Here is an 18,156-nt window from a genome sequence, read left to right as displayed (position 1 = left end):
ATTGGCTACATGCGCAGCATGCAACCCCGTTCGCAACGAAAATTGGCATTTTCTGCGCATTCTTTGTTAGTATACGACCCACGCTAGGGGTCCTGAAGAGCCGATCTTCGGGTGAGATATACCCTTGAACCTGACCTGGATAATGCCAGCGTAGGAAAGCGCAAAGCCACTCAAGGACTATTCATTTCCCCCGAGATAGGCCCTTTGTCCGTTCCTGCGCGTGCTTTTCCTCAACGCGAGTGAACACACAATGCCTGCTTTTACTTTCCGTCAAAAACTCAGCATGCTGGCCGTTGCCTGCGCTTATGCGCCTGCCGCGCTGGCACAGACCGCCGATGACAGCGATAACGCACTGCCAGAAGTCGTCGTCACCTCCGCATCGACTGATGGCGTGGCGCGCCGTGCCAGCATCGGCAGCTTTCCCGAAGCATCGCTGCTGCAGACGCCAGCCTCGATCAACGTCATCACGCAGGAGCAGATGCAGGACCGCAACGTACGCTCCGCGACCGATGCGGTGAAGTGGGATGCCAGCGTGCAGAACTCCTACAACGCGGTCGGCCTGGCCGACTGGTTCGCGATCCGCGGCTTCGTGCTCGATCAGGGCGCCAACTATCGCAAGGACGGCATGGTGATTCTTGCACAGGCCAGGGTGCCGATGGAAAACAAGGAGCGCATCGAGATCCTGAAAGGCCTTGCGGGCCTGCAAGCGGGGATCGCCGCGTCGGGCGGCATGCTCAACTACGTGACCAAGCGCCCTACCGATGCCCCGCTGCGTTCGGCGACGTTCGAGGTGCGTGAACGCGGCACGGTATACGGCGCGGTAGACCTGGGTGGGCGCTCCGAGGACGGCGTCTTCGGTTACCGCATCAATGCCGCGGCAGAAGACATCAAGTCGTATGTCGACGGCTCGACAGGCAACCGCAACTTCATTTCGGGCGCGTTTGACTTCCGCCTAAGCGAACGCGCGCTGTTGCAGCTCGACCTCGATTACCAGCACAAGTCGCAACTGACCGTGCCGGGGTTCCAATTGCTCGGGCCGGAGCAGCGCATTCCGACCGGCATCCGCGCCAAGCAGATGCTCAATGACCAGTCCTGGAGCCGTCCCGTCGTCGATGACAGCTATAACCTCGGCGTGAAATTCGACTATGCGTTGAATGACGATTGGCGCACCATCCTGCAAGCCAACCAATCGACTTTGCATCGTGATGATGCGGTGACCTTGCCTTCAGGCTGTCAGCAAAGCCTGCTTCCCGGCTATTGCAGTGATGGCGGCTATTCGATGTACGACTTGCGCCGCAAGAACGACAAGCGCTCGATCACGACCACCCAGGCCCTGCTGCAGGGGAGCTTCACGACAGGCGGCGTGCGCCACGAGCTGACCACAGGCGTATCCACGCTGAACCGTCGCGATCACTTTGCCGACTACGTATTCAACTATGTCGGCGAGAGCAATATCTATAATCCGGTCTACTACGATAATTTCGCGCTCGCCGACGTCAATCCGGTGCATTTGCGCCGCAAGGATGAGGAGCGTGCAGTATTCGTGCAGGATGTCATGGCGCTTACTGACCAGCTCAGGCTGCATGCCGGCGTGCGCTACGTGCAACTCAAGCGCGACCAGTTCAATGCCTCGGGCGAGACGACGCGGCGCACGAACGATGATTTTCTCTTGCCTAGCGTCGCCCTGCTCTACAACCTGCAGCCGTCACTGGCGGTTTACGGCTCGTATTCGCAAGGCCTGGAACCGGGCGGCACAGCGCCGACCGGCACCACGAACGCCGAAATCATCATGGACCCCAGCAGGTCCAGGCAGCTCGAACTCGGCGTGAAAGCGGACGTGACGCGCGATGTCAGCCTGTCTGCCGCCGTATTCCAGATCAAGCGCAACCACGAATACGTCGACGCCACGCCGACCTATGTCATCAATGGCACGCAAGTCAACCGCGGCCTGGAATTCGCCGCACAAGGCCGCGTCACGCGCGACTGGATGCTGGGCGCCAGTTTCACCGCACTGCAGGCCAAGGCCGAAGGCACGGACGATGCGCGCATCGAGGGCAAGCAGGTCGGCAACGTGCCAAGGTTCAAGTCAGCGGTGTATAGCGAATATACCTGGCCAGGTTTGCCAGCCCTTAAACTGAACGCGACATGGCTCTATTCATCCAGCAAAAACTTCGCACCGAACAACGAGATAGCGGCATTGAACAGGAAAGTGGAGGGCTACCACGTGCTGAACCTGGGCGCACGCTACACGGCCAAGCTCGGCAATACCGCAACCACCTTCCGCGCTGGCGTGGACAATGTCTTCAACAAGTTCTATTGGGGCGATGCATCCAGCGCTTTCGGCGGCTACCTGATCCCGGGCGCGCCGCGCGTATTCCGCGTGTCGGCGCAAATCGACTTCTGACCGATTCCTTAAATCAAAGAAAAGTCACCCAACTTTTGAAGTCATCGCATGTGAGCGTCATTTATAAGGTAAAAACGCCGCTACGGGATCACCGCTTAGCGGCGTTTTTCTTGGCCTGCTGCTGGCATTGAAGGTTGCCAACGCTCATAGCCACACTTCGATCACCCGCATTTCTTCACCGGCTCCAGGTCTGCAAGCTCCTCGTCCGTGAACAAACGCGAACGGATGAGGAAATGCTTGCCGGTCGCCTGCTCCAGCGAGAACATGCCGCCATGCCCGCGAATCGCATCCAGCGTCAGGTGGGTATGCTCCCAATATTCGAACTGGGTCTTGTTCATATAGAACGGCACGCCGTGCACCTCGCCCACTTTGACATCCGAGGTGCCGAGCAGAAACTCGCCCTCCTGCAGGCACATGGGCGCACTGCCCTCACAACACCCGCCTGACTGGTGAAACATGAGATTACCATGCCTGGCGCGCAGCTCATCAATCAAAGCTGCGGCCGATGGCGTGGCAGTAATCCGGCTGGCACTCATAAGTCCTCCTCATAACTTGGCATTTGCTTTTCTTGGCATTTGCTTTGCCACAAATAATAACGCCCAGGCTTGAACTCGCAAACCTGGGCGTTGGACGAGGGCCTGTTAACGCAATTGAAGGAGTCGCGAAGGCATGAACAATTTGCCCAATCAAGGCGCGCATCGCAGCGCGTATGTCGATACGCACAAGGCGGGCAGCGTAGAGTGGGTGAAATGTTCATGCCTTCCCGAAGGGTTGGAGCCAGGGCGGTTCGCCCGCTACGTTGTCCATGCTCGCAAGGCGTCGAGCCTTGCTGCGCTGTACGCCTTGTGCTCAAACCGCCCTGGCTCCAACGCGATCTCCTTCAATTGCGTTAACAGGCCCTAACCATGCAACATTAAAGTTTAGAAGAAGCCTAGCGCATCAGGGCTGTAGCTCACCAGCAGGTTCTTGGTCTGCTGGTAGTGGTCCAGCATCATGCGATGGTTCTCACGCCCGATACCGGACTGCTTGTAGCCGCCGAATGCGGCGTGCGCTGGATAGAGATGGTAGCAATTGGTCCACACACGCCCCGCCTGGATACCGCGGCCGACACGGTAGGCGCGGCTGCCGTCGCGCGTCCATAAACCGGCGCCCAGGCCGTACATGGTGTCGTTGGCGATTTCCAGCGCCTCCTTCTCGTCCTTGAACGTCGTCACGGACAAGACCGGCCCGAAAATTTCCTCCTGGAAGATACGCATCTTGTTGTGGCCCTTGAACACCGTAGGCTCGATGTAATAGCCATCGCTCAAGTCGCCACTCAGCTTGGTCGCCTTGCCGCCTGTGAGCAGTTCCGCGCCTTCTTCCTGGCCGAGCTTGATGTAGGACATGATGATCTCGACTTGCTCGCTGGAAGCCTGCGCACCGATCATGGTGGACTTGTCCAGCGGGCTGCCCTGCTTGATCGCCTTCACACGCTTGATGGCACGCTCGATGAAGCGTTCGTAGATGGATTCCTGGATCAAGGCACGGCTCGGGCAGGTGCAGACTTCCCCCTGGTTCAAGGCAAACAGCGCAAAGCCTTCCAGCGCCTTGTCGAAATAAGCATCATCCTTGTCTATCACATCCTCGAAGAAGATATTGGGCGACTTGCCACCCAGCTCCAGCGTCACGGGAATCAGGTTCTGGCTGGCATATTGCATGATCAGGCGACCAACGGAAGTGGATCCGGTAAATGCAATCTTGGCAATGCGCGGGCTGGTCGCCAATGCCTTGCCGGCTTCGACGCCATGCCCGTTCACTACATTGAGCACGCCAGGCGGCAACAGGTGGCCGATGATTTCCAGTACCACCAGGATCGAGGCCGGTGTCTGCTCGGCAGGCTTCATGACAATGCAATTGCCTGCAGCCAATGCGGGCGCCAGTTTCCAGGCCGCCATCAGGATCGGGAAGTTCCAGGGAATGATCTGCCCGACAACGCCCAACGGCTCATGGAAATGGTAAGCCACGGTTGTATGATCAATCTCGCTGATCCCACCTTCCTGGGCACGGATACAGCCTGCAAAATAACGGAAATGGTCGATCGCCAGCGGAATATCGGCGGCCATGGTCTCGCGGATGGGCTTGCCGTTGTCTATGGTTTCCGCAATCGCGATGGTTTCAAGATTGGCTTCCATCGCATCGGCGATCTTGAGCAGGACATTGGCGCGCTCGGTGCCTGAAGCCTTGCCCCAGGCCTCCTTGGCCGCATGCGCCGCATCCAGCGCCAGGTTGATGTCCTTTTCATTCGAACGCGGCACCTGGCAGAACACCTTGCCGGTCACTGGGCTGATATTGTCGAAATATTCGCCATCTACCGGTGCAACCCATTTTCCGCCAATGTAATTGTCATACTTATTTTTGTACGGAACCTTAATACCTAGACCCTTCAAACTATCAAGACTCATTACTACACTCCTCCAAGAGTTATTGACGACTGTGCAGAACTGCCACGATTTGATATTGGGATGATGCATCCCATGCCTACGTTTTCGTTAATATACTACCTAGTCTAATTTTTGTCTTACATTCAGGCTGGATTTTCAGAGGAAAAATACGAGGGCCATCGTGATGCTATGGTTTCAGCACTCATATCTGACGAGCAATATTGAATGGGAGTGAGCTGAACTCTTGCGATTATCAAGAGAAGATTGTTGCCTGTATAAAGCGAAAAGCCAGTTATTCAATTCAGAATAACTGGCTTTAATAGATTTTTTTGGTCGGGACGGTGTGATTCGAACACACGACCCCTTGCACCCCATGCAAGTACGCTACCAGGCTGCGCTACGCCCCGAACCTACGCTTCCGGCAAGGCCGGGAGCGAGAAAGAGATTATATCGAAAATACTGGATTTAGCACAGATAAAAACGGGGTTTTGTTAATGCTGGCTTAGTAAACTCAATACTTCACGCAGTTCCGAGCGCAACGCTATCAGATCGACGCCGGGTGCTGCTACGTCCACGGAAGCTGCCGGGAGCTGCGCGTTCATGGCCAGCCCTGCGCTGGATTCCACTTCGCGGCTCAATGCGTTGCCGCCGCTTTCATCCAGGCGGTTGCGTGCCCCGCTGATGGTGAAGCCCTGCTCGTAAAGCAACTCTCGTATGCGCCTGATGAGCAGAACTTCATGATGCTGGTAATACCTGCGGTTGCCACGGCGCTTCACTGGCTTGAGCTGGGTAAACTCCTGCTCCCAGTACCGCAATACATGAGGCTTGACCCCGCACAGCTCGCTGACTTCGCCAATGGTGAAATAGCGTTTGGCGGGAATCGGCGGGAGCTGGACCTTAGGCGCTTGCTCCGGCATATGCCTCCTCTACCTTGCTCTTGAGCTTCTGGCTGGCATGGAAAGTCACGACGCGGCGAGCGGTAATCGGGATTTCTTCGCCTGTCTTGGGGTTACGGCCTGGACGCTCAGACTTCTGGCGCAATTCGAAATTGCCGAAACCCGAAAGTTTGACGCTGTCGCCAGCTTCCAGGGCAGTACGGATTTCCTCGAAGAATGCTTCCACCATGTCTTTGGCTTCGCGCTTGTTCAACCCCACTTGTTCAAACAGTAAATCAGCCAAATCAGCTTTTGTTAATGTCATGCAAAACCCTTCCCTACTACTTTTTCTAATTTCTTAATGCTGCACCGTGTCGCTGAGCCAACAAATCCAGCAACCCGGCTATCACTGCATCGGCTTCTGCATCGGTCAAAGTCTTTTGAGTATCTTGCATAAGCACAAGAAATGCAAGGCTTTTCTTCCCTTCAGCGATGCCTTTCCCCTGATAAACATCAAACAGCGCAATGTCACTAATCAACGCATTTTTACTGGATCGCATGGTATCCAGCAATGACTGGATTGGGACCGCCTCATCGACCACCACGGCAATGTCGCGGCGCACTGGAGGAAACTTGCCGACCTGCACATAGGATGCCACGCTGGACTGCAACAATGGCTCCACATCCAGCTCGAACAGAATCGCACTGCGCGGCAGCTGGTAATGCTGCTGCCACTTGGGATGCAACTTTCCTATCCAGCCGATTGGCAAGCCATCCAGCAGGATCTGGGCCGTTTGGCCCGGGTGTAATGCCGGATGCTGCGCAGCAACATACTGCACGCGCCCTCCTGCCAGGCGGTCCACTTCGGCCTTCACGTCGAAGAAATCGACCTCGCGAGCAGCCGCGGCCCACTGTTCCGGCTCAGCACTGCCATAAGCCAAGCCGGATATCCGCCCGACCTCGCGGTAGGCGGCCTCCTCGGCGAAATAAGCTGAGCCGATTTCAAACAGGCGCACACGCTCCTGCTTGCGGTTGAGATTATAGATCAAGGTCTCCATCAAGCCTGCCCATAAGCCGGTACGCATCACGCTCAGATTGCTTGCGATCGGGTTTTTCAGGGCGATCGGGCTGGCATTGCCAAGGAAATCGCGTTCCCAGCTTTCATCGACGAAGCTGTAGCTGACGATCTCCTGATAACCGCTGGCCGCAAGCGTATCGCGCAGCCGGTTGCGGTTCAGCCTGGCTTCCGGCGAAGGCAGCATACGCTGCTCGTCATGCGGCGCCAATGCCGGAATATTGTCGTAGCCGTGCAGGCGGGCGACCTCTTCGACCAGGTCTTCCTCGATTTCGATATCGAAACGGTAGCTGGGAGGAGTCACTTCAAAACCGCCCTCCACAGCAGAAAACTTGAAACTCAAACGCTCGAGCAACGTGCCGACCGCCGCCGCATCCAGGACGATCCCCAATACGGAATTCAGGCGCGCCAGGCGCAGGCGCACCGGCTTGCGCTCAGGCAATTGATGCAACGCCTCGGTGATTGGCCCCGCCTGCCCGCCGCAGATTTCCAATACCAATTGGCTCGCGCGTTCCAGGGCCTGCAGGGTATTGCCGAAATCGACGCCGCGCTCGAAGCGGTAAGATGAGTCAGTAGAAAAATTCAGGCGCCTCGCCTTGCCCACGATCACGGCTGGGGCGAAGAAAGCGCTTTCGAGGAAAATATCGCGGGTGGCGTCACCGACCGCGCTGGCTTCGCCGCCCATGATGCCGGCCAGGGCCAGGGGAGCCTTGTCGTCCGCAATCACCAACATGTCGTCGCCCAGGGCGATCTGCTGGCCGTTGAGCAACAGCAATTCCTCGCCATTGTGGGCATAGCGTACTTGAATGCCGCCCTGGAGTTTGTCCGCATCAAAGGCATGCAGGGGCTGGCCCTGCTCCAGCAGCACATAGTTGGTGATATCGACAATCGCGCTGATGCTGCGGATACCGCTGCGCTCGAGTTTACGCACCATCCAGTCCGGCGTTGCGGCGGTGGCGTCGACACCCTGGATCAGGCGGCCCGCATAGCGCGGACAAGCCTCCGGCTCGGCCACACTGACAGCCAGCTGCTGCGCATGGGCGACCGGGACAGGAGTGATTTCGGGCAAGGCCAATGGCGCGCCTGTCAACGCCGTCACGTCGCGTGCGATCCCGGCAATGCTGAGGCAATCGGCACGGTTGGGCGTGAGCTTGAGCGTGAACAGCTTGTCATCTAGGTCGAACAGCGCGCGGATATCCTGGCCGACCTGTGCATCGGCAGCCAATTCCAATATGCCGTCGCTTTCCTCGGCCATGCCCAGCTCCTTGGCGGAACACATCATGCCGAAGGATTCTATGCCGCGCACCTTGGCCTGCTTGATCTTGAAGCCGGTCAGCTCTGCGCCCACCAGCGCGCAAGGCGCCTTGAGCCCGGCACGGGCATTAGGCGCGCCGCAGACGATTTGCAGTGGTTCGCCGCTACCGACATTGACCTTGCACACCTGCAGGCGGTCTGCATCCGGGTGCTTCTCGGCGCTGATGATTTCAGCCACCACCACCTTGGTGAACCCGGGAGCGACCGGCTCCAGCTCTTCCACCTCCAACCCCGCCATGGTCAGGGCGTGACTCAGGCCCTGGCTGTCCAGGGCAGGATTTACATATTGGCGCAGCCAGTGTTCGGAAAATTGCATAGTGTTGATCTGTCCAGAAGTAAGGGCTAGGCGAATTGCTTGAGGAAGCGCAAATCGTTTTCAAAGAACAGGCGCAGGTCGTTGACGCCGTACCGCAGCATGGTCAGGCGCTCCACGCCGAGGCCGAAGGCAAAGCCGCGGTATTTTTCGCTGTCGATGCCGACATGGCGGAACACTTCGGGATGCACCATGCCGCAGCCGCCGATCTCCAGCCAGCCACCGTTCCAGCTCATATCCATTTCCGCGGAAGGCTCGGTAAACGGGAAGAAGGACGGGCGGAAACGCACCTGCAAATCATCGCGCTCAAAAAAGCGTTGCAGGAAATCCTGCACCACGCCCTTGAGGTTGGCGAAGCTGATGTGCTCGTCCACCCACAAGCCTTCCACCTGGTGGAACATGGGAGAATGCGTGGCATCCGAATCGACGCGATATACGCGGCCCGGCGCAATGATCTTGAGCGGCGGCGCCTTGTCCTGCATATAGTGCACCTGCACAGGCGAAGTATGGGTGCGCAACACATGCTTGTCGTCGACATAGAACGTATCATGCATCGCGCGTGCAGGATGGTCTTCCGGGATGTTGAGCGCAGTGAAGTTGTAGAAATCGGACTCGATCTCGGGACCTTCCGCCACTTCGAAGCCGATGGAGCGGAACAGTTCTTCCACGCGCCTCAAGGTTAGCGACACCGGATGCAAGCCGCCCGTACCGGCGCTCCGGCCTGGGAGCGTGACGTCGATCGTCTCGCTGGCCAGCTGGCGGTCCTGCTCCGCCTGCAGAATCGCATCGCGGCGTTGCTTGAGCGCGGATTCGACTTGCTGCTTGACGACATTGATGGCCGCGCCTGCTGCGGGACGCTCTTCTGCAGAGAGCTTGCCCAGGCCCTTCAAGGCCTCTGTCAGGCTGCCGCTCTTGCCGAGATAGCGCGCCTTGGCCTGCTCCAGGTCGGCAATGTTGGCACAGGCTGCGAAATCCCGCTGCGCTTCGCTGATGATGTGATCTAGATTTTGCATATTATGGTGTTGTCCTCACGGATTCTTTCATAAACGACCACTATGTTTAATGCCATATGTCATCGACGGACATGGCCGCTTGTGGAAAAACCCGGAAAAAAAAGGAGGCACGAGGCCTCCTTTTCTTATTGCTGTTGCTTAAGCAGCGGCGAGACCGGATTTAGCAAGTTCGGCAAACTTGGCAAACGCCTGCTTGTCGAACACTGCCAGATCGGCCAACACCTTGCGGTCGACTTCAACCGCGGACTTCTTCAGGCCGTTGATGAAACGGCTGTAGGTCAAGCCATACTCACGGGCACCGGCATTGATACGTGCAATCCACAGTGCGCGGAATTGACGCTTTCTCTGACGGCGGTCACGGTAAGCATATTGACCAGCCTTCATCACCGCCTGCTTGGCGATGCGGTAAACGTTCTTGCGACGGCCGCGATAACCCTTGGCAGCGTTCAGAACCTTCTTGTGACGCGCACGGGCAATGACACCACGCTTTACTCTAGGCATCTCTTATCTCCTTATTGAGTTGGCATCATGGCGCGTACGCGCTTGACGTCGGTTGAGGAAATAATGGCCGTGCCGCGCAGGTTACGCTTCTGCTTGGTGGTCTTCTTGGTCAGGATATGACGCAGGTGGGAGTGGGTACGCTTCACCTTGCCATTTCCCAAGAACTTGAAGCGCTTCTTGGCGCTGCTCTTGGTCTTCATCTTTGGCATTTTGTTCTCCTAATAGGGATATTGAAAAAAGAGCGATCGGGCATGCCTTTGGCCGCGTCGCCGCTTCCTTACTGCTTACTACTCACAAGCCTTGCCGCCCGAGGGCCTCAAGGCTTTGCTTTCTTTTGCGGTGATAACACCATCACCATCTGGCGGCCTTCCATCTTGGGAAACTGCTCCACCACTGCATGTTCTGTCAAATCCGCCTCGACCCGCTTCAACAACGCGAGGCCAATCTCTTGGTGAGTGATTTCACGGCCACGGAAGCGCAAGGTCACCTTCGCCTTGTCACCTTCCTGCAGGAAACGAATCAGGTTACGCAGTTTGACTTGGTAGTCGCCCTCATCGGTACCGGGACGGAACTTGACTTCCTTCACCTGCACCTGCTTTTGCTTGAGGCGCGCTTCATGCTGACGCTTGCTCTCGGCATATTTGAATTTGCCGTAATCCATCAAGCGGCATACAGGCGGGCTCGCCTGCGGCGCAATCTCGACCAGGTCGGTATCCACCTCTTCGGCCTTTGCAAATGCTTCATTCAGACTGACGATGCCTAACGGCTCGTTATCCACCCCAACCAGACGAACCTGTGGCGCAGTAATATCGCCATTGATCCGTAATTCCTTTTCCTGAGCTATCGCAAAATCTCCCGTTATTTAATATCGAAGGCCAAAATAATAGACCGCGCTACTCGCGCAGGCATCCTAGACCTTGTCGGCAATGTCGTTTTTCAAGCGCTCAATGAAAGCGCTTACCGGCATTGAACCCAAGTCTTCGCCCTTGCGGGTACGCACGGCCACTTGACCAGTCTGCATTTCGCGCTCACCTGCAATCAGGAGGTAAGGCAGCTTCTGCAAGCTATGCTCGCGGATTTTATAGGTTATTTTCTCATTTCTCAAGTCCGAATCGATGCGGAAGCCATTTTTCCGCAATTCCTCGACCACGGAAGCGACATATTCAGCCTGCCCGTCGCTGATATTGAGCACCATGGCCTGCACCGGCGCCAGCCAGGCCGGCATCGCGCCCGCATGGTTTTCGATCAGGATGCCGAGAAAGCGCTCCATGGAGCCGACGATCGCGCGATGCAACATGACCGGATGCTTACGGGAGTTGTCCTCATCGACGTACTCCGCGCCCAGGCGCTCCGGCAAGTTGAAGTCGAGCTGGATGGTGCCGCATTGCCACAAGCGGCCCAGGCTGTCCTTCAGGGTGAACTCGATCTTGGGACCGTAGAACGCGCCCTCGCCAGGCTGCAACTCGAATTCAAGGTTGTTCTGCTTGAGAGCCACGGCGAGCGCCTCTTCGGCCTTGTCCCAGGCTTCGTCGGTGCCCACACGCTTTGCAGGCCGGGTGGATAGCTTGACCAGCACCTCGTTGAATCCGAAATCCTTGTAGGCCTTGTAGAGCATGACGATGAAATCTGCCACCTCGTCCTTGACCTGGTCTTCAGTACAGAAGATATGCGCGTCATCCTGGGTAAAGCCGCGCACGCGCATCAGGCCGTGCAAAGCGCCCGACGGCTCGTTGCGGTGGCAGGAGCCGAATTCGGCCAGGCGCAACGGCAGGTCGCGATAGCTGTGCAGCGTGCTATTGAATATCTGGATGTGGCCGGGACAGTTCATCGGCTTGACCGCATAATCACGGTTTTCCGAGGCGGTGGTGAACATATTGTCGTGGTAATTCTGCCAGTGCCCTGACTTTTCCCACATGACCCGGTCCATGATGGTCGGGGTGCGCACTTCCTGGTAGCCGAAGTCGCGGAACATGTTGCGCATGTATTGCTCGACTTCCTGCCAGATCACCCAGCCGCGCGGATGCCAGAACACCATGCCAGGCGCCTCGTCCTGCATGTGGAAGAAATCCAGCTGGCGCCCCAGCTTGCGATGGTCGCGCTTCTCCGCCTCTTCCAGCATGTGCAGATAGGCATCCAGGTCGTCTTTCTTGGCCCAGGCCGTGCCGTAGATGCGCTGCAGCATTTCGTTGTTGGAATCGCCGCGCCAGTAGGCCCCCGCCACCTTCATGAGCTTGAACGCCTTGAGCTTGCCGGTGGAAGGCACATGGGTGCCGCGGCACAGGTCGGTGAAATCGTCCTGGGTATAGAGCGAAATTTCCTGGTCGGCAGGGATAGAGCCGATGATTTCCGCCTTGTATTGCTCGCCGATCGACTTGAAATAGGCCACCGCCTCGTCGCGCTCCATCACGGTGCGCACGATAGGGATGTCGCGCTTGGCAAGCTCCTGCATGCGCGCTTCGATCGCCTGCAAATCCTCGGGCGTGAACGGGCGCTTGTAGGAGAAATCATAATAAAAGCCGTTGTCGATCACTGGGCCGATAGTCACCTGTGCTTCAGGGAACAATTGCTTGACCGCCTGCGCCAGCAAGTGCGCGGTAGAATGGCGGATAATTTCCAGCCCCTCGGCATCGCGGTCGGTAATGATCGCCAGATCCGCGTCGCCCGTGATTTGATACGAGGTATCCACGGCCTTGCCATTGACCTTGCCGCCCAATGCGGCACGCGCCAAACCGGCACCGATGTTCATCGCGACTTCCGCGACAGTCACAGGTTCGTCGAACTTGCGTTCGGAACCGTCTGGCAAACGAATAACTGGCATATATCCCTACCCAATAAACAGCAAAAGCCGTCAAACGGCTTTTGCTTGCGCAATCAATTTAGCTGCCGATTATCGCATAGAGGCGACTGGCACCACAACACGCACACGAACTGGGACGGCTAACAAGCCTCAGCGAAGCGATCCTGGCTAGGCGCTCCGCAGCAGGCAGTACAAGCAGTACGACAAGACAGGGCAACGACGCCAGGAGAGGTTTGTTAGCCGTCCCTAACGCTTGTAAGGCGAGGCCAACGGTTCGCCGATAAACACCCCTTGCACCGGCCAGGCCACGCTTTTCCAGTAAGCCTCGATAGCCGAGGCGCCCAACAGGTAATGCTTGAGCAACACAGCCGGGTTGGGAAACTTCTGCCAATGATTGCAAGGCTCGGACACCGTGCCGTAGCTTGCCGTCGCGCCCGCCTCCAGCCAGCGCAAGCTGCTCATCTGGCCATTGCCCAGCAAATCACCGCCAGCAGAAGTCAGGTGGTCAGCCAGCGCGCCGGGGAAAAACTGCAGGGTCTCGAGAAAAGGCACTTTCACCAGCCCTGTCTGGTAGATCATGACATCCTGCACGTCGCGGATGCTGTCAGCCTTGAGGTTCTTGATCTCAAGGTAGCGCTGCGCCACCTTGCCCGAAGGCGGGAAAAACAAGGCGCGGCTACTGCGGTTCTTGTCCGATGTCGTCAGGTAATACGCGGTGGCCGCCGGCGCGCTGTAGTCGCTGGCGAAACCGCGGTCGATCAAGGCCTTGGCATCCTCGAACGATTGCACCGGCAACAGCATGGACAAGCGGTACCCCATGTCATTGAACGGCTTGAGCGAGCGTGAATTGAAATAGCGGCTGGGATGTTTGGCAGGCGCGCAGGTATTGGCGCACTGTTCGGGATCGAAACCCATGGTGATGGCGGAGGTGATCGAGTTGCACTCCACGGCATAAGGAGCAGTCCACATCATGACGATGGCCTGGTGCCTGGGCTGCAATTGGGCGTCGATCTCCTGTTTGAGCTGGCCGAAATACTGCGCGCTAAGCTTCTTCGGGCTGCCGGGAATACTGACCTTGATGAGGTTGTCCGCCGGGATACGGCGTACCTTGAGGTAATATTCCCCGGCCTGTACGCTCTCCGACTGATCGGTATTCACCACCACCGCCACATTCTCCGGCTGCAGATTGTAGCCGTCCCTATTGGGGGTGCGCAGGGAAATTGCCTCGCCCGCCAGCGCTCCCAAGCTTTGCAGCATCAAGCAGAACATCAGTAAATATCGCACGCCAGCCTTTATCCAGTACCCAATCCAGACCACATCAATAAAAATGGGAGCCGAAGCTCCCATGAATCTTACAATGACTGGATGTCGGACGCTATTACAGTTTGCGCCTGCGCCGCGCGCTAAAGGCAACCAAGCTCAACCCGGCCATCAACATGGCGGCCACTTCCGGCTCAGGCACGGCAGTAATCGCCAGGTTGACAGGACCGATGCTACCCTGGGCAAACAACAAAGCGGTATAAATGCCGGTGTTGGCAATGGAGAAGTTCAATACACCCTCGTCCACGCTGCCCAGCAAGTTCAAGGTGCCGAATTGCGTTGCGCCTTGCCCGATCGTCACGCCCAGCCAGGAAAAGCTGCTGTCCACATCCTCGAGCGTCAGTGAATAATCGCCGGCCAACAATGCCACATTGTATTTGTATATACCCGGGATCGTGGTCGCGGCATCCACCTCGAACACCGGTGCGGCCTGCGCCGCCATGCTGCCAGAGAAGGTCAATGCCACCAGCAGATATTTGACTGCATTCAATAATTTTTTCATGATCCGATCCTTATGCTTTATCAGAAATAGCAGGCGTTCTGCGGCGTGAGGTATACGCCACCAGCAAGCCTATCCCTACGCAAAGCAACGCCCAAGTGTCAGCCTCCGGCACCAATGAGACGGTAAAGCCGAAAGAGCCGACTCCAACGCCATTGTTAGCATCGCCAAACACACTGAACAGATAAGAACCGGCAGTCAGCTCCGGCAGGAGGAAAGTGCCGGAACCATAGAATGTGCTGATAAGCGTGGCCCCGCTGAATATACTGATGCCGAAGCTTCCGTCTACAAATGCAACCGGAAACCCGTAATCCAGCAAGGACAACTCATAAACACCCGCATCAAGGTTGTGAGAAAAGACAGCATCACTAGGCAAGCCGCCGTCAGCGTAAAGATAGCCGACCTCATCAACCTTGGTAGCTGCATTGGCTGCTGTCATCATGACCAGCATCAGTGCACCTACCAACCACTTCATTACAAAGCGTTTCATCATCACATCTCCCATCAAGGTAAAGACCAGAGAGGAGAAGCAATAAGCAGGCCAGAAATTTGTATCAAAAAATTACCATGAAAATCAACAAGTTAAAAAAGTTGATGATGTAGGCTGAAAAAAACCTGCACCACAAGCATCACGCCAGCTCAAAAACAGCGCTTTCCCGCACAACATTAGCTCTTCTGGGCGAGATTTTGCTGCCAGCGCCAACTGTCCACGCACATCTGCCCGATGCCGCGCGTCGCTTTCCAATTCAATGCCTGTTCGGCATATGCGGGATCGGTATAACTCGCCGCCACGTCGCCTGGACGGCGCGCAACCAATTGATAAGGAACAGTACGACCGCTAGCATCTTCAAAGGCCTTGACCATCTCCAGCACGCTATATCCCTGACCAGTGCCGAGGTTGCATGTGAACACCCCCGTTTCCTTGTTCAGCCGTTCCAGGGCGCGCAAATGACCAACCACCAGGTCCACCACATGGATATAGTCGCGGACGCCAGTGCCATCCACCGTCGGGTAGTCGCTGCCAAACACAGAGAGATACTCGCGCTGGCCTTGCGCCACTTGGGTGATGTAAGGCATAAGGTTGTTGGGAATACCGTTCGGGTTCTCGCCGATCAGGCCGCTTTCATGCGCTCCCACGGGATTGAAGTAACGCAAGATGGCAATGCGCCACTGTGGATCTGACTTAACCAGATCGCGCAGCATATCCTCCACCATAAGCTTGCTGGCACCATAGGGATTGGTGGCTGAAAGCGGGAAGCTCTCTTGTACAGGCACCGTTGCAGGATCACCATACACAGTAGCCGATGAGCTAAAGACAAATTGTTTCAGCCCAAACTCCTGCATCACACGCAGCAAGGCAATGGTGCCAACCACATTATTGTCGTAATAACGCAAAGGCTGAGCTACCGACTCAGCTACTGACTTGAGCCCGGCAAAATGCATGACCGCCTTGAACTGATATTGCCTGAACAGCGTGCGCAGCAGAGCCTCGTCCCGCACATCACCTTGCACCAACACAGGCGCCTTACCTGTAATCTGCTGAATTCGTTGGGCAACTTCAGCCTGACTATTGCTGAAATTATCCAGAACTACGACTTCATAGCCTGCGCTGATCAATTCTACACAGGCATGAGCACCAATATATCCTGTACCGCCAGTGACAAATACCAGGCCGCTATTCATAATAGCCTCGCAGCAAAACAAACCGAGATTATCCGTAACGCAATTGCAAGTTTGGAGTATTTATTCGACGACAAGGGGTCTACATGCATAGATTTCAGCTGGCTTTGCGGTAGTCGCACTGGTAGTGCCTCTGGCCCCGGTTGCTGGCGCAGTATTATCCGGCTTGGTGGTAGTGGCACTATTTACCGGTGTAGTTGTTTTTGTGTCAGTAGCTCCACCAGCAGTTAGCCCGACAGTGGGATTGCTAATCGTGGTGTTACCTGCGGTGGTGTTACCTATAGTCGTATTCGCTGTATTACCAACGACTGTGGTTCCAGTCGTAGCACTGCCTGCGGCGGCATTGCCAGTAGTGCTTGTGCCAGTCTTGCTCGCAGTGGAGGAAGAACTGCCGCCCTTGCCGCCTGAGCTACCTCCACCAGAGGCACCACCGCTTGAAGATGCACTGGCTTTGGCGGCACGCGGTGTCACTCTTTGCGGATCTGTTGTTGTGCTAACATTCGGCACGGATTGCTGGCTTTGCAGCCCACTATCCTCTGCTCCGGCAGGCACGGCTGCCGGGTTCCGGGCCGCAGGGGGCGCATTAATATTCTTGCCGGGATAAATCTTCAGGTTCAATGAACCCGACTGAGGTTTATCAGAATACGTAATGGTGCCATCAGGCTGTACCGTCTTATATACCTCACCAAAAACGGGGGAAATTGCTAAAATGTAGGAGCCCAAAAGCAAACAAAGATTTTTTCTCATGGTGTCAAGTTCCCGTACATTTGGCTATCAATTGAACACATATATTAACTTAAAATATTTTTAAGTCATCGCCCAAAAACAAATTACATACAAACTCCATATTTTTTAATAAACCATGCTTGAAAATACAATACTTGTCACTGGCAGCGCTGGATTCATCGGCAGTAACTTTGTGCTTGACTGGATCGCTGCAGGACTAGGCAAAGTGGTTTCATTGGACAAACTTACCTATGCTGGCAATCTCAATAACCTTGCTCAAGTGATTGACAATCCGCATCATGAGTTCGTTCATGGCGACATTGCCGATAATGCATTGATTAATAAGCTTCTGTCTGAGCATAAACCCCGGGCCATACTCAACTTCGCTGCCGAAAGCCATGTAGATCGCTCAATCCATGGTCCTGAAGATTTTATTCAGACCAATGTAGTGGGCACCTTTCATTTGTTGGAAGAAGCCAGAGCCTACTGGGACGCCTACAAAAACATGACGGATCCGGCTGGAAACAGCTTCCGCTTCTTGCACGTTTCTACGGATGAGGTCTATGGCACGCTGGAACCTGACGCTCCTGCCTTTTCCGAGACAACAGCCTATGCTCCCAACAGCCCATATTCTGCGTCAAAAGCCGCCTCGGATCATTTGGTCAGAGCGTATCATCACACTTATGGCCTACCGGTACTGACGACCAATTGTTCCAACAATTACGGCCCCTACCACTTCCCGGAAAAACTAATCCCGCTGTGCTTACTGAATGCCCTTGCTGGCAAGCCGTTGCCTATTTATGGCGATGGGCAGCAAATCCGTGACTGGTTGTACGTCAAGGATCATTGCAGCGCCATTCGTGAGGTGTTGAAAGCGGGGGCCGTTGGCGAGACCTACAATGTAGGGGGCTGGAATGAAAAAACTAATCTCGAGGTGGTCACGCTCTTGTGCCAAATACTTGATGAGCTAAAGCCCAGGGCAGATGGCTTGGCTTATGCCACACAGATTACCTACGTGAAGGACCGGCCAGGGCATGACAGGCGCTATGCTATAGACGCAAGCAAGATAGAACGCGAACTGGGCTGGAAACCAAGCGAAACCTTCGAAACCGGCATCAGGAAAACAGTACAGTGGTATTTGGAGCATCAGGACTGGGTAGAAAATGTGCTCAATGGTGACTATCGCCACTGGGTTGCCAAACATTATGACGGGAACTAG

General features: G+C 56.0%; 17 protein-coding genes, 1 tRNA gene and 1 riboswitch. Of the genes, 2 read left to right on the top strand and 16 right to left on the bottom strand.

Annotated features, from left to right (window positions below; genetic code table 11):
* Nucleotides 1–75 precede the first annotated feature (75 nt).
* A riboswitch (TPP riboswitch) is annotated at nt 76–174 on the top strand.
* A gap of 76 nt (nt 175–250) precedes the next feature.
* Nucleotides 251–2,404 carry a TonB-dependent siderophore receptor gene (locus tag ACKF11_RS09530; RefSeq protein WP_407996875.1) on the top strand — a complete coding sequence of 718 codons (2,154 nt, stop codon included), beginning with the start codon at nt 251–253 and terminating at the stop codon, nt 2,402–2,404.
* 161 nt (nt 2,405–2,565) lie between these two features.
* Here ACKF11_RS09530 and ACKF11_RS09525 read toward each other — a convergent pair whose 3' ends face one another.
* The 16 genes from ACKF11_RS09525 to ACKF11_RS09450 all read right to left on the bottom strand — a co-directional run bounded on the left by ACKF11_RS09525 (nt 2,566) and on the right by ACKF11_RS09450 (nt 16,958).
* A complete protein-coding gene (locus ACKF11_RS09525; RefSeq protein WP_407996874.1) occupies nt 2,566–2,940 on the bottom strand; it encodes a DUF779 domain-containing protein in 375 nt (124 codons plus the stop codon).
* 384 nt (nt 2,941–3,324) lie between these two features.
* Nucleotides 3,325–4,845, bottom strand: coding sequence for an aldehyde dehydrogenase (gene adh, locus ACKF11_RS09520; RefSeq protein ID WP_407996873.1), 1,521 nt, complete (start codon nt 4,843–4,845; stop codon nt 3,325–3,327).
* A gap of 309 nt (nt 4,846–5,154) precedes the next feature.
* Nucleotides 5,155–5,231: transfer RNA gene (locus tag ACKF11_RS09515), tRNA-Pro, on the bottom strand.
* 84 nt (nt 5,232–5,315) lie between these two features.
* Nucleotides 5,316–5,741 carry a MerR family transcriptional regulator gene (locus ACKF11_RS09510; RefSeq protein ID WP_407996872.1) on the bottom strand — a complete coding sequence of 142 codons (426 nt, stop codon included), beginning with the start codon at nt 5,739–5,741 and terminating at the stop codon, nt 5,316–5,318.
* The gene (locus ACKF11_RS09505; protein WP_226757146.1) at nt 5,722–6,024 is read right to left on the bottom strand and encodes an integration host factor subunit alpha; all 303 of its coding nucleotides are present in this window, start codon (nt 6,022–6,024) and stop codon (nt 5,722–5,724) included. Before ACKF11_RS09505 ends, ACKF11_RS09510 begins: the two co-directional genes overlap by 20 nt.
* A 25-nt stretch (nt 6,025–6,049) precedes the next feature.
* Nucleotides 6,050–8,404 (bottom strand): phenylalanine--tRNA ligase subunit beta, encoded by a 2,355-nt coding sequence (pheT, locus tag ACKF11_RS09500; protein ID WP_407996871.1) that lies wholly within the window; start codon nt 8,402–8,404, stop codon nt 6,050–6,052.
* A 26-nt stretch (nt 8,405–8,430) separates the two neighbouring features.
* Nucleotides 8,431–9,414: a phenylalanine--tRNA ligase subunit alpha gene (gene pheS, locus ACKF11_RS09495; RefSeq protein WP_407996870.1), complete on the bottom strand. Its 984-nt coding sequence runs from the start codon at nt 9,412–9,414 to the stop codon at nt 8,431–8,433.
* Nucleotides 9,415–9,552: 138 nt separating this feature from the next.
* Nucleotides 9,553–9,915: a 50S ribosomal protein L20 gene (gene rplT / locus ACKF11_RS09490; RefSeq protein WP_011480221.1), complete on the bottom strand. Its 363-nt coding sequence runs from the start codon at nt 9,913–9,915 to the stop codon at nt 9,553–9,555.
* Nucleotides 9,916–9,926: 11 nt separating this feature from the next.
* Nucleotides 9,927–10,124: a 50S ribosomal protein L35 gene (gene rpmI, locus ACKF11_RS09485; RefSeq protein ID WP_011480222.1), complete on the bottom strand. Its 198-nt coding sequence runs from the start codon at nt 10,122–10,124 to the stop codon at nt 9,927–9,929.
* A 107-nt stretch (nt 10,125–10,231) separates the two neighbouring features.
* The gene (gene infC, locus ACKF11_RS09480) at nt 10,232–10,759 is read right to left on the bottom strand and encodes a translation initiation factor IF-3 (protein ID WP_309566728.1); all 528 of its coding nucleotides are present in this window, start codon (nt 10,757–10,759) and stop codon (nt 10,232–10,234) included.
* A gap of 66 nt (nt 10,760–10,825) precedes the next feature.
* On the bottom strand, nt 10,826–12,733 hold the full coding sequence (thrS, locus tag ACKF11_RS09475) for a threonine--tRNA ligase (RefSeq protein WP_407996869.1): 1,908 nt from the start codon (nt 12,731–12,733) through the stop codon (nt 10,826–10,828).
* A 225-nt stretch (nt 12,734–12,958) separates the two neighbouring features.
* Entirely contained in the window at nt 12,959–13,996 is a 1,038-nt protein-coding gene (locus ACKF11_RS09470; RefSeq protein ID WP_407996868.1) for a TIGR03790 family protein, read from the bottom strand.
* Nucleotides 13,997–14,090: 94 nt separating this feature from the next.
* The gene (locus tag ACKF11_RS09465) at nt 14,091–14,534 is read right to left on the bottom strand and encodes a PEP-CTERM sorting domain-containing protein (RefSeq protein ID WP_407993901.1); all 444 of its coding nucleotides are present in this window, start codon (nt 14,532–14,534) and stop codon (nt 14,091–14,093) included.
* Between the two features lie 10 nt (nt 14,535–14,544).
* The gene (locus ACKF11_RS09460; protein ID WP_309566589.1) at nt 14,545–15,024 is read right to left on the bottom strand and encodes a hypothetical protein; all 480 of its coding nucleotides are present in this window, start codon (nt 15,022–15,024) and stop codon (nt 14,545–14,547) included.
* Between the two features lie 173 nt (nt 15,025–15,197).
* Entirely contained in the window at nt 15,198–16,214 is a 1,017-nt protein-coding gene (gene galE / locus ACKF11_RS09455; protein ID WP_407996867.1) for a UDP-glucose 4-epimerase GalE, read from the bottom strand.
* 60 nt (nt 16,215–16,274) lie between these two features.
* Entirely contained in the window at nt 16,275–16,958 is a 684-nt protein-coding gene (locus tag ACKF11_RS09450) for a DUF4124 domain-containing protein (RefSeq protein ID WP_407996866.1), read from the bottom strand.
* A gap of 115 nt (nt 16,959–17,073) precedes the next feature.
* Here ACKF11_RS09450 and rfbB point away from each other — a divergent pair, with 115 nt between their 5' ends.
* On the top strand, nt 17,074–18,156 hold the full coding sequence (rfbB, locus tag ACKF11_RS09445; protein ID WP_407996865.1) for a dTDP-glucose 4,6-dehydratase: 1,083 nt from the start codon (nt 17,074–17,076) through the stop codon (nt 18,154–18,156).

The sequence above is a fragment of the Methylobacillus draconifructus genome, from assembly GCF_045984385.1.
GTDB lineage: Bacteria > Pseudomonadota > Gammaproteobacteria > Burkholderiales > Methylophilaceae > Methylobacillus > Methylobacillus flagellatus_A.
Note: the sequence above shows the minus strand (reverse complement) of the source record. Positions and strands in the feature narration are given on the sequence as shown.

Bases quoted from the DNA above. Each gene is read 5' to 3' on its own strand.
- ACKF11_RS09505 (WP_226757146.1), bottom strand. From the start codon at position 6,024: ATGACATTAACAAAAGCTGATTTGGCTGATTTACTGTTTGAACAAGTG.
- ACKF11_RS09465 (WP_407993901.1), bottom strand. From the start codon at position 14,534: ATGAAAAAATTATTGAATGCAGTCAAATATCTGCTGGTGGCATTGACC.
- rfbB (WP_407996865.1), top strand. From the start codon at position 17,074: ATGCTTGAAAATACAATACTTGTCACTGGCAGCGCTGGATTCATCGGC.
- ACKF11_RS09525 (WP_407996874.1), bottom strand. From the start codon at position 2,940: ATGAGTGCCAGCCGGATTACTGCCACGCCATCGGCCGCAGCTTTGATT.
- ACKF11_RS09530 (WP_407996875.1), top strand. From the start codon at position 251: ATGCCTGCTTTTACTTTCCGTCAAAAACTCAGCATGCTGGCCGTTGCC.
- ACKF11_RS09460 (WP_309566589.1), bottom strand. From the start codon at position 15,024: ATGATGAAACGCTTTGTAATGAAGTGGTTGGTAGGTGCACTGATGCTG.
- galE (WP_407996867.1), bottom strand. From the start codon at position 16,214: ATGAATAGCGGCCTGGTATTTGTCACTGGCGGTACAGGATATATTGGT.
- pheT (WP_407996871.1), bottom strand. From the start codon at position 8,404: ATGCAATTTTCCGAACACTGGCTGCGCCAATATGTAAATCCTGCCCTG.
- pheS (WP_407996870.1), bottom strand. From the start codon at position 9,414: ATGCAAAATCTAGATCACATCATCAGCGAAGCGCAGCGGGATTTCGCA.
- adh (WP_407996873.1), bottom strand. From the start codon at position 4,845: ATGAGTCTTGATAGTTTGAAGGGTCTAGGTATTAAGGTTCCGTACAAA.
- ACKF11_RS09510 (WP_407996872.1), bottom strand. From the start codon at position 5,741: ATGCCGGAGCAAGCGCCTAAGGTCCAGCTCCCGCCGATTCCCGCCAAA.
- rplT (WP_011480221.1), bottom strand. From the start codon at position 9,915: ATGCCTAGAGTAAAGCGTGGTGTCATTGCCCGTGCGCGTCACAAGAAG.
- rpmI (WP_011480222.1), bottom strand. From the start codon at position 10,124: ATGCCAAAGATGAAGACCAAGAGCAGCGCCAAGAAGCGCTTCAAGTTC.
- thrS (WP_407996869.1), bottom strand. From the start codon at position 12,733: ATGCCAGTTATTCGTTTGCCAGACGGTTCCGAACGCAAGTTCGACGAA.
- ACKF11_RS09450 (WP_407996866.1), bottom strand. From the start codon at position 16,958: ATGAGAAAAAATCTTTGTTTGCTTTTGGGCTCCTACATTTTAGCAATT.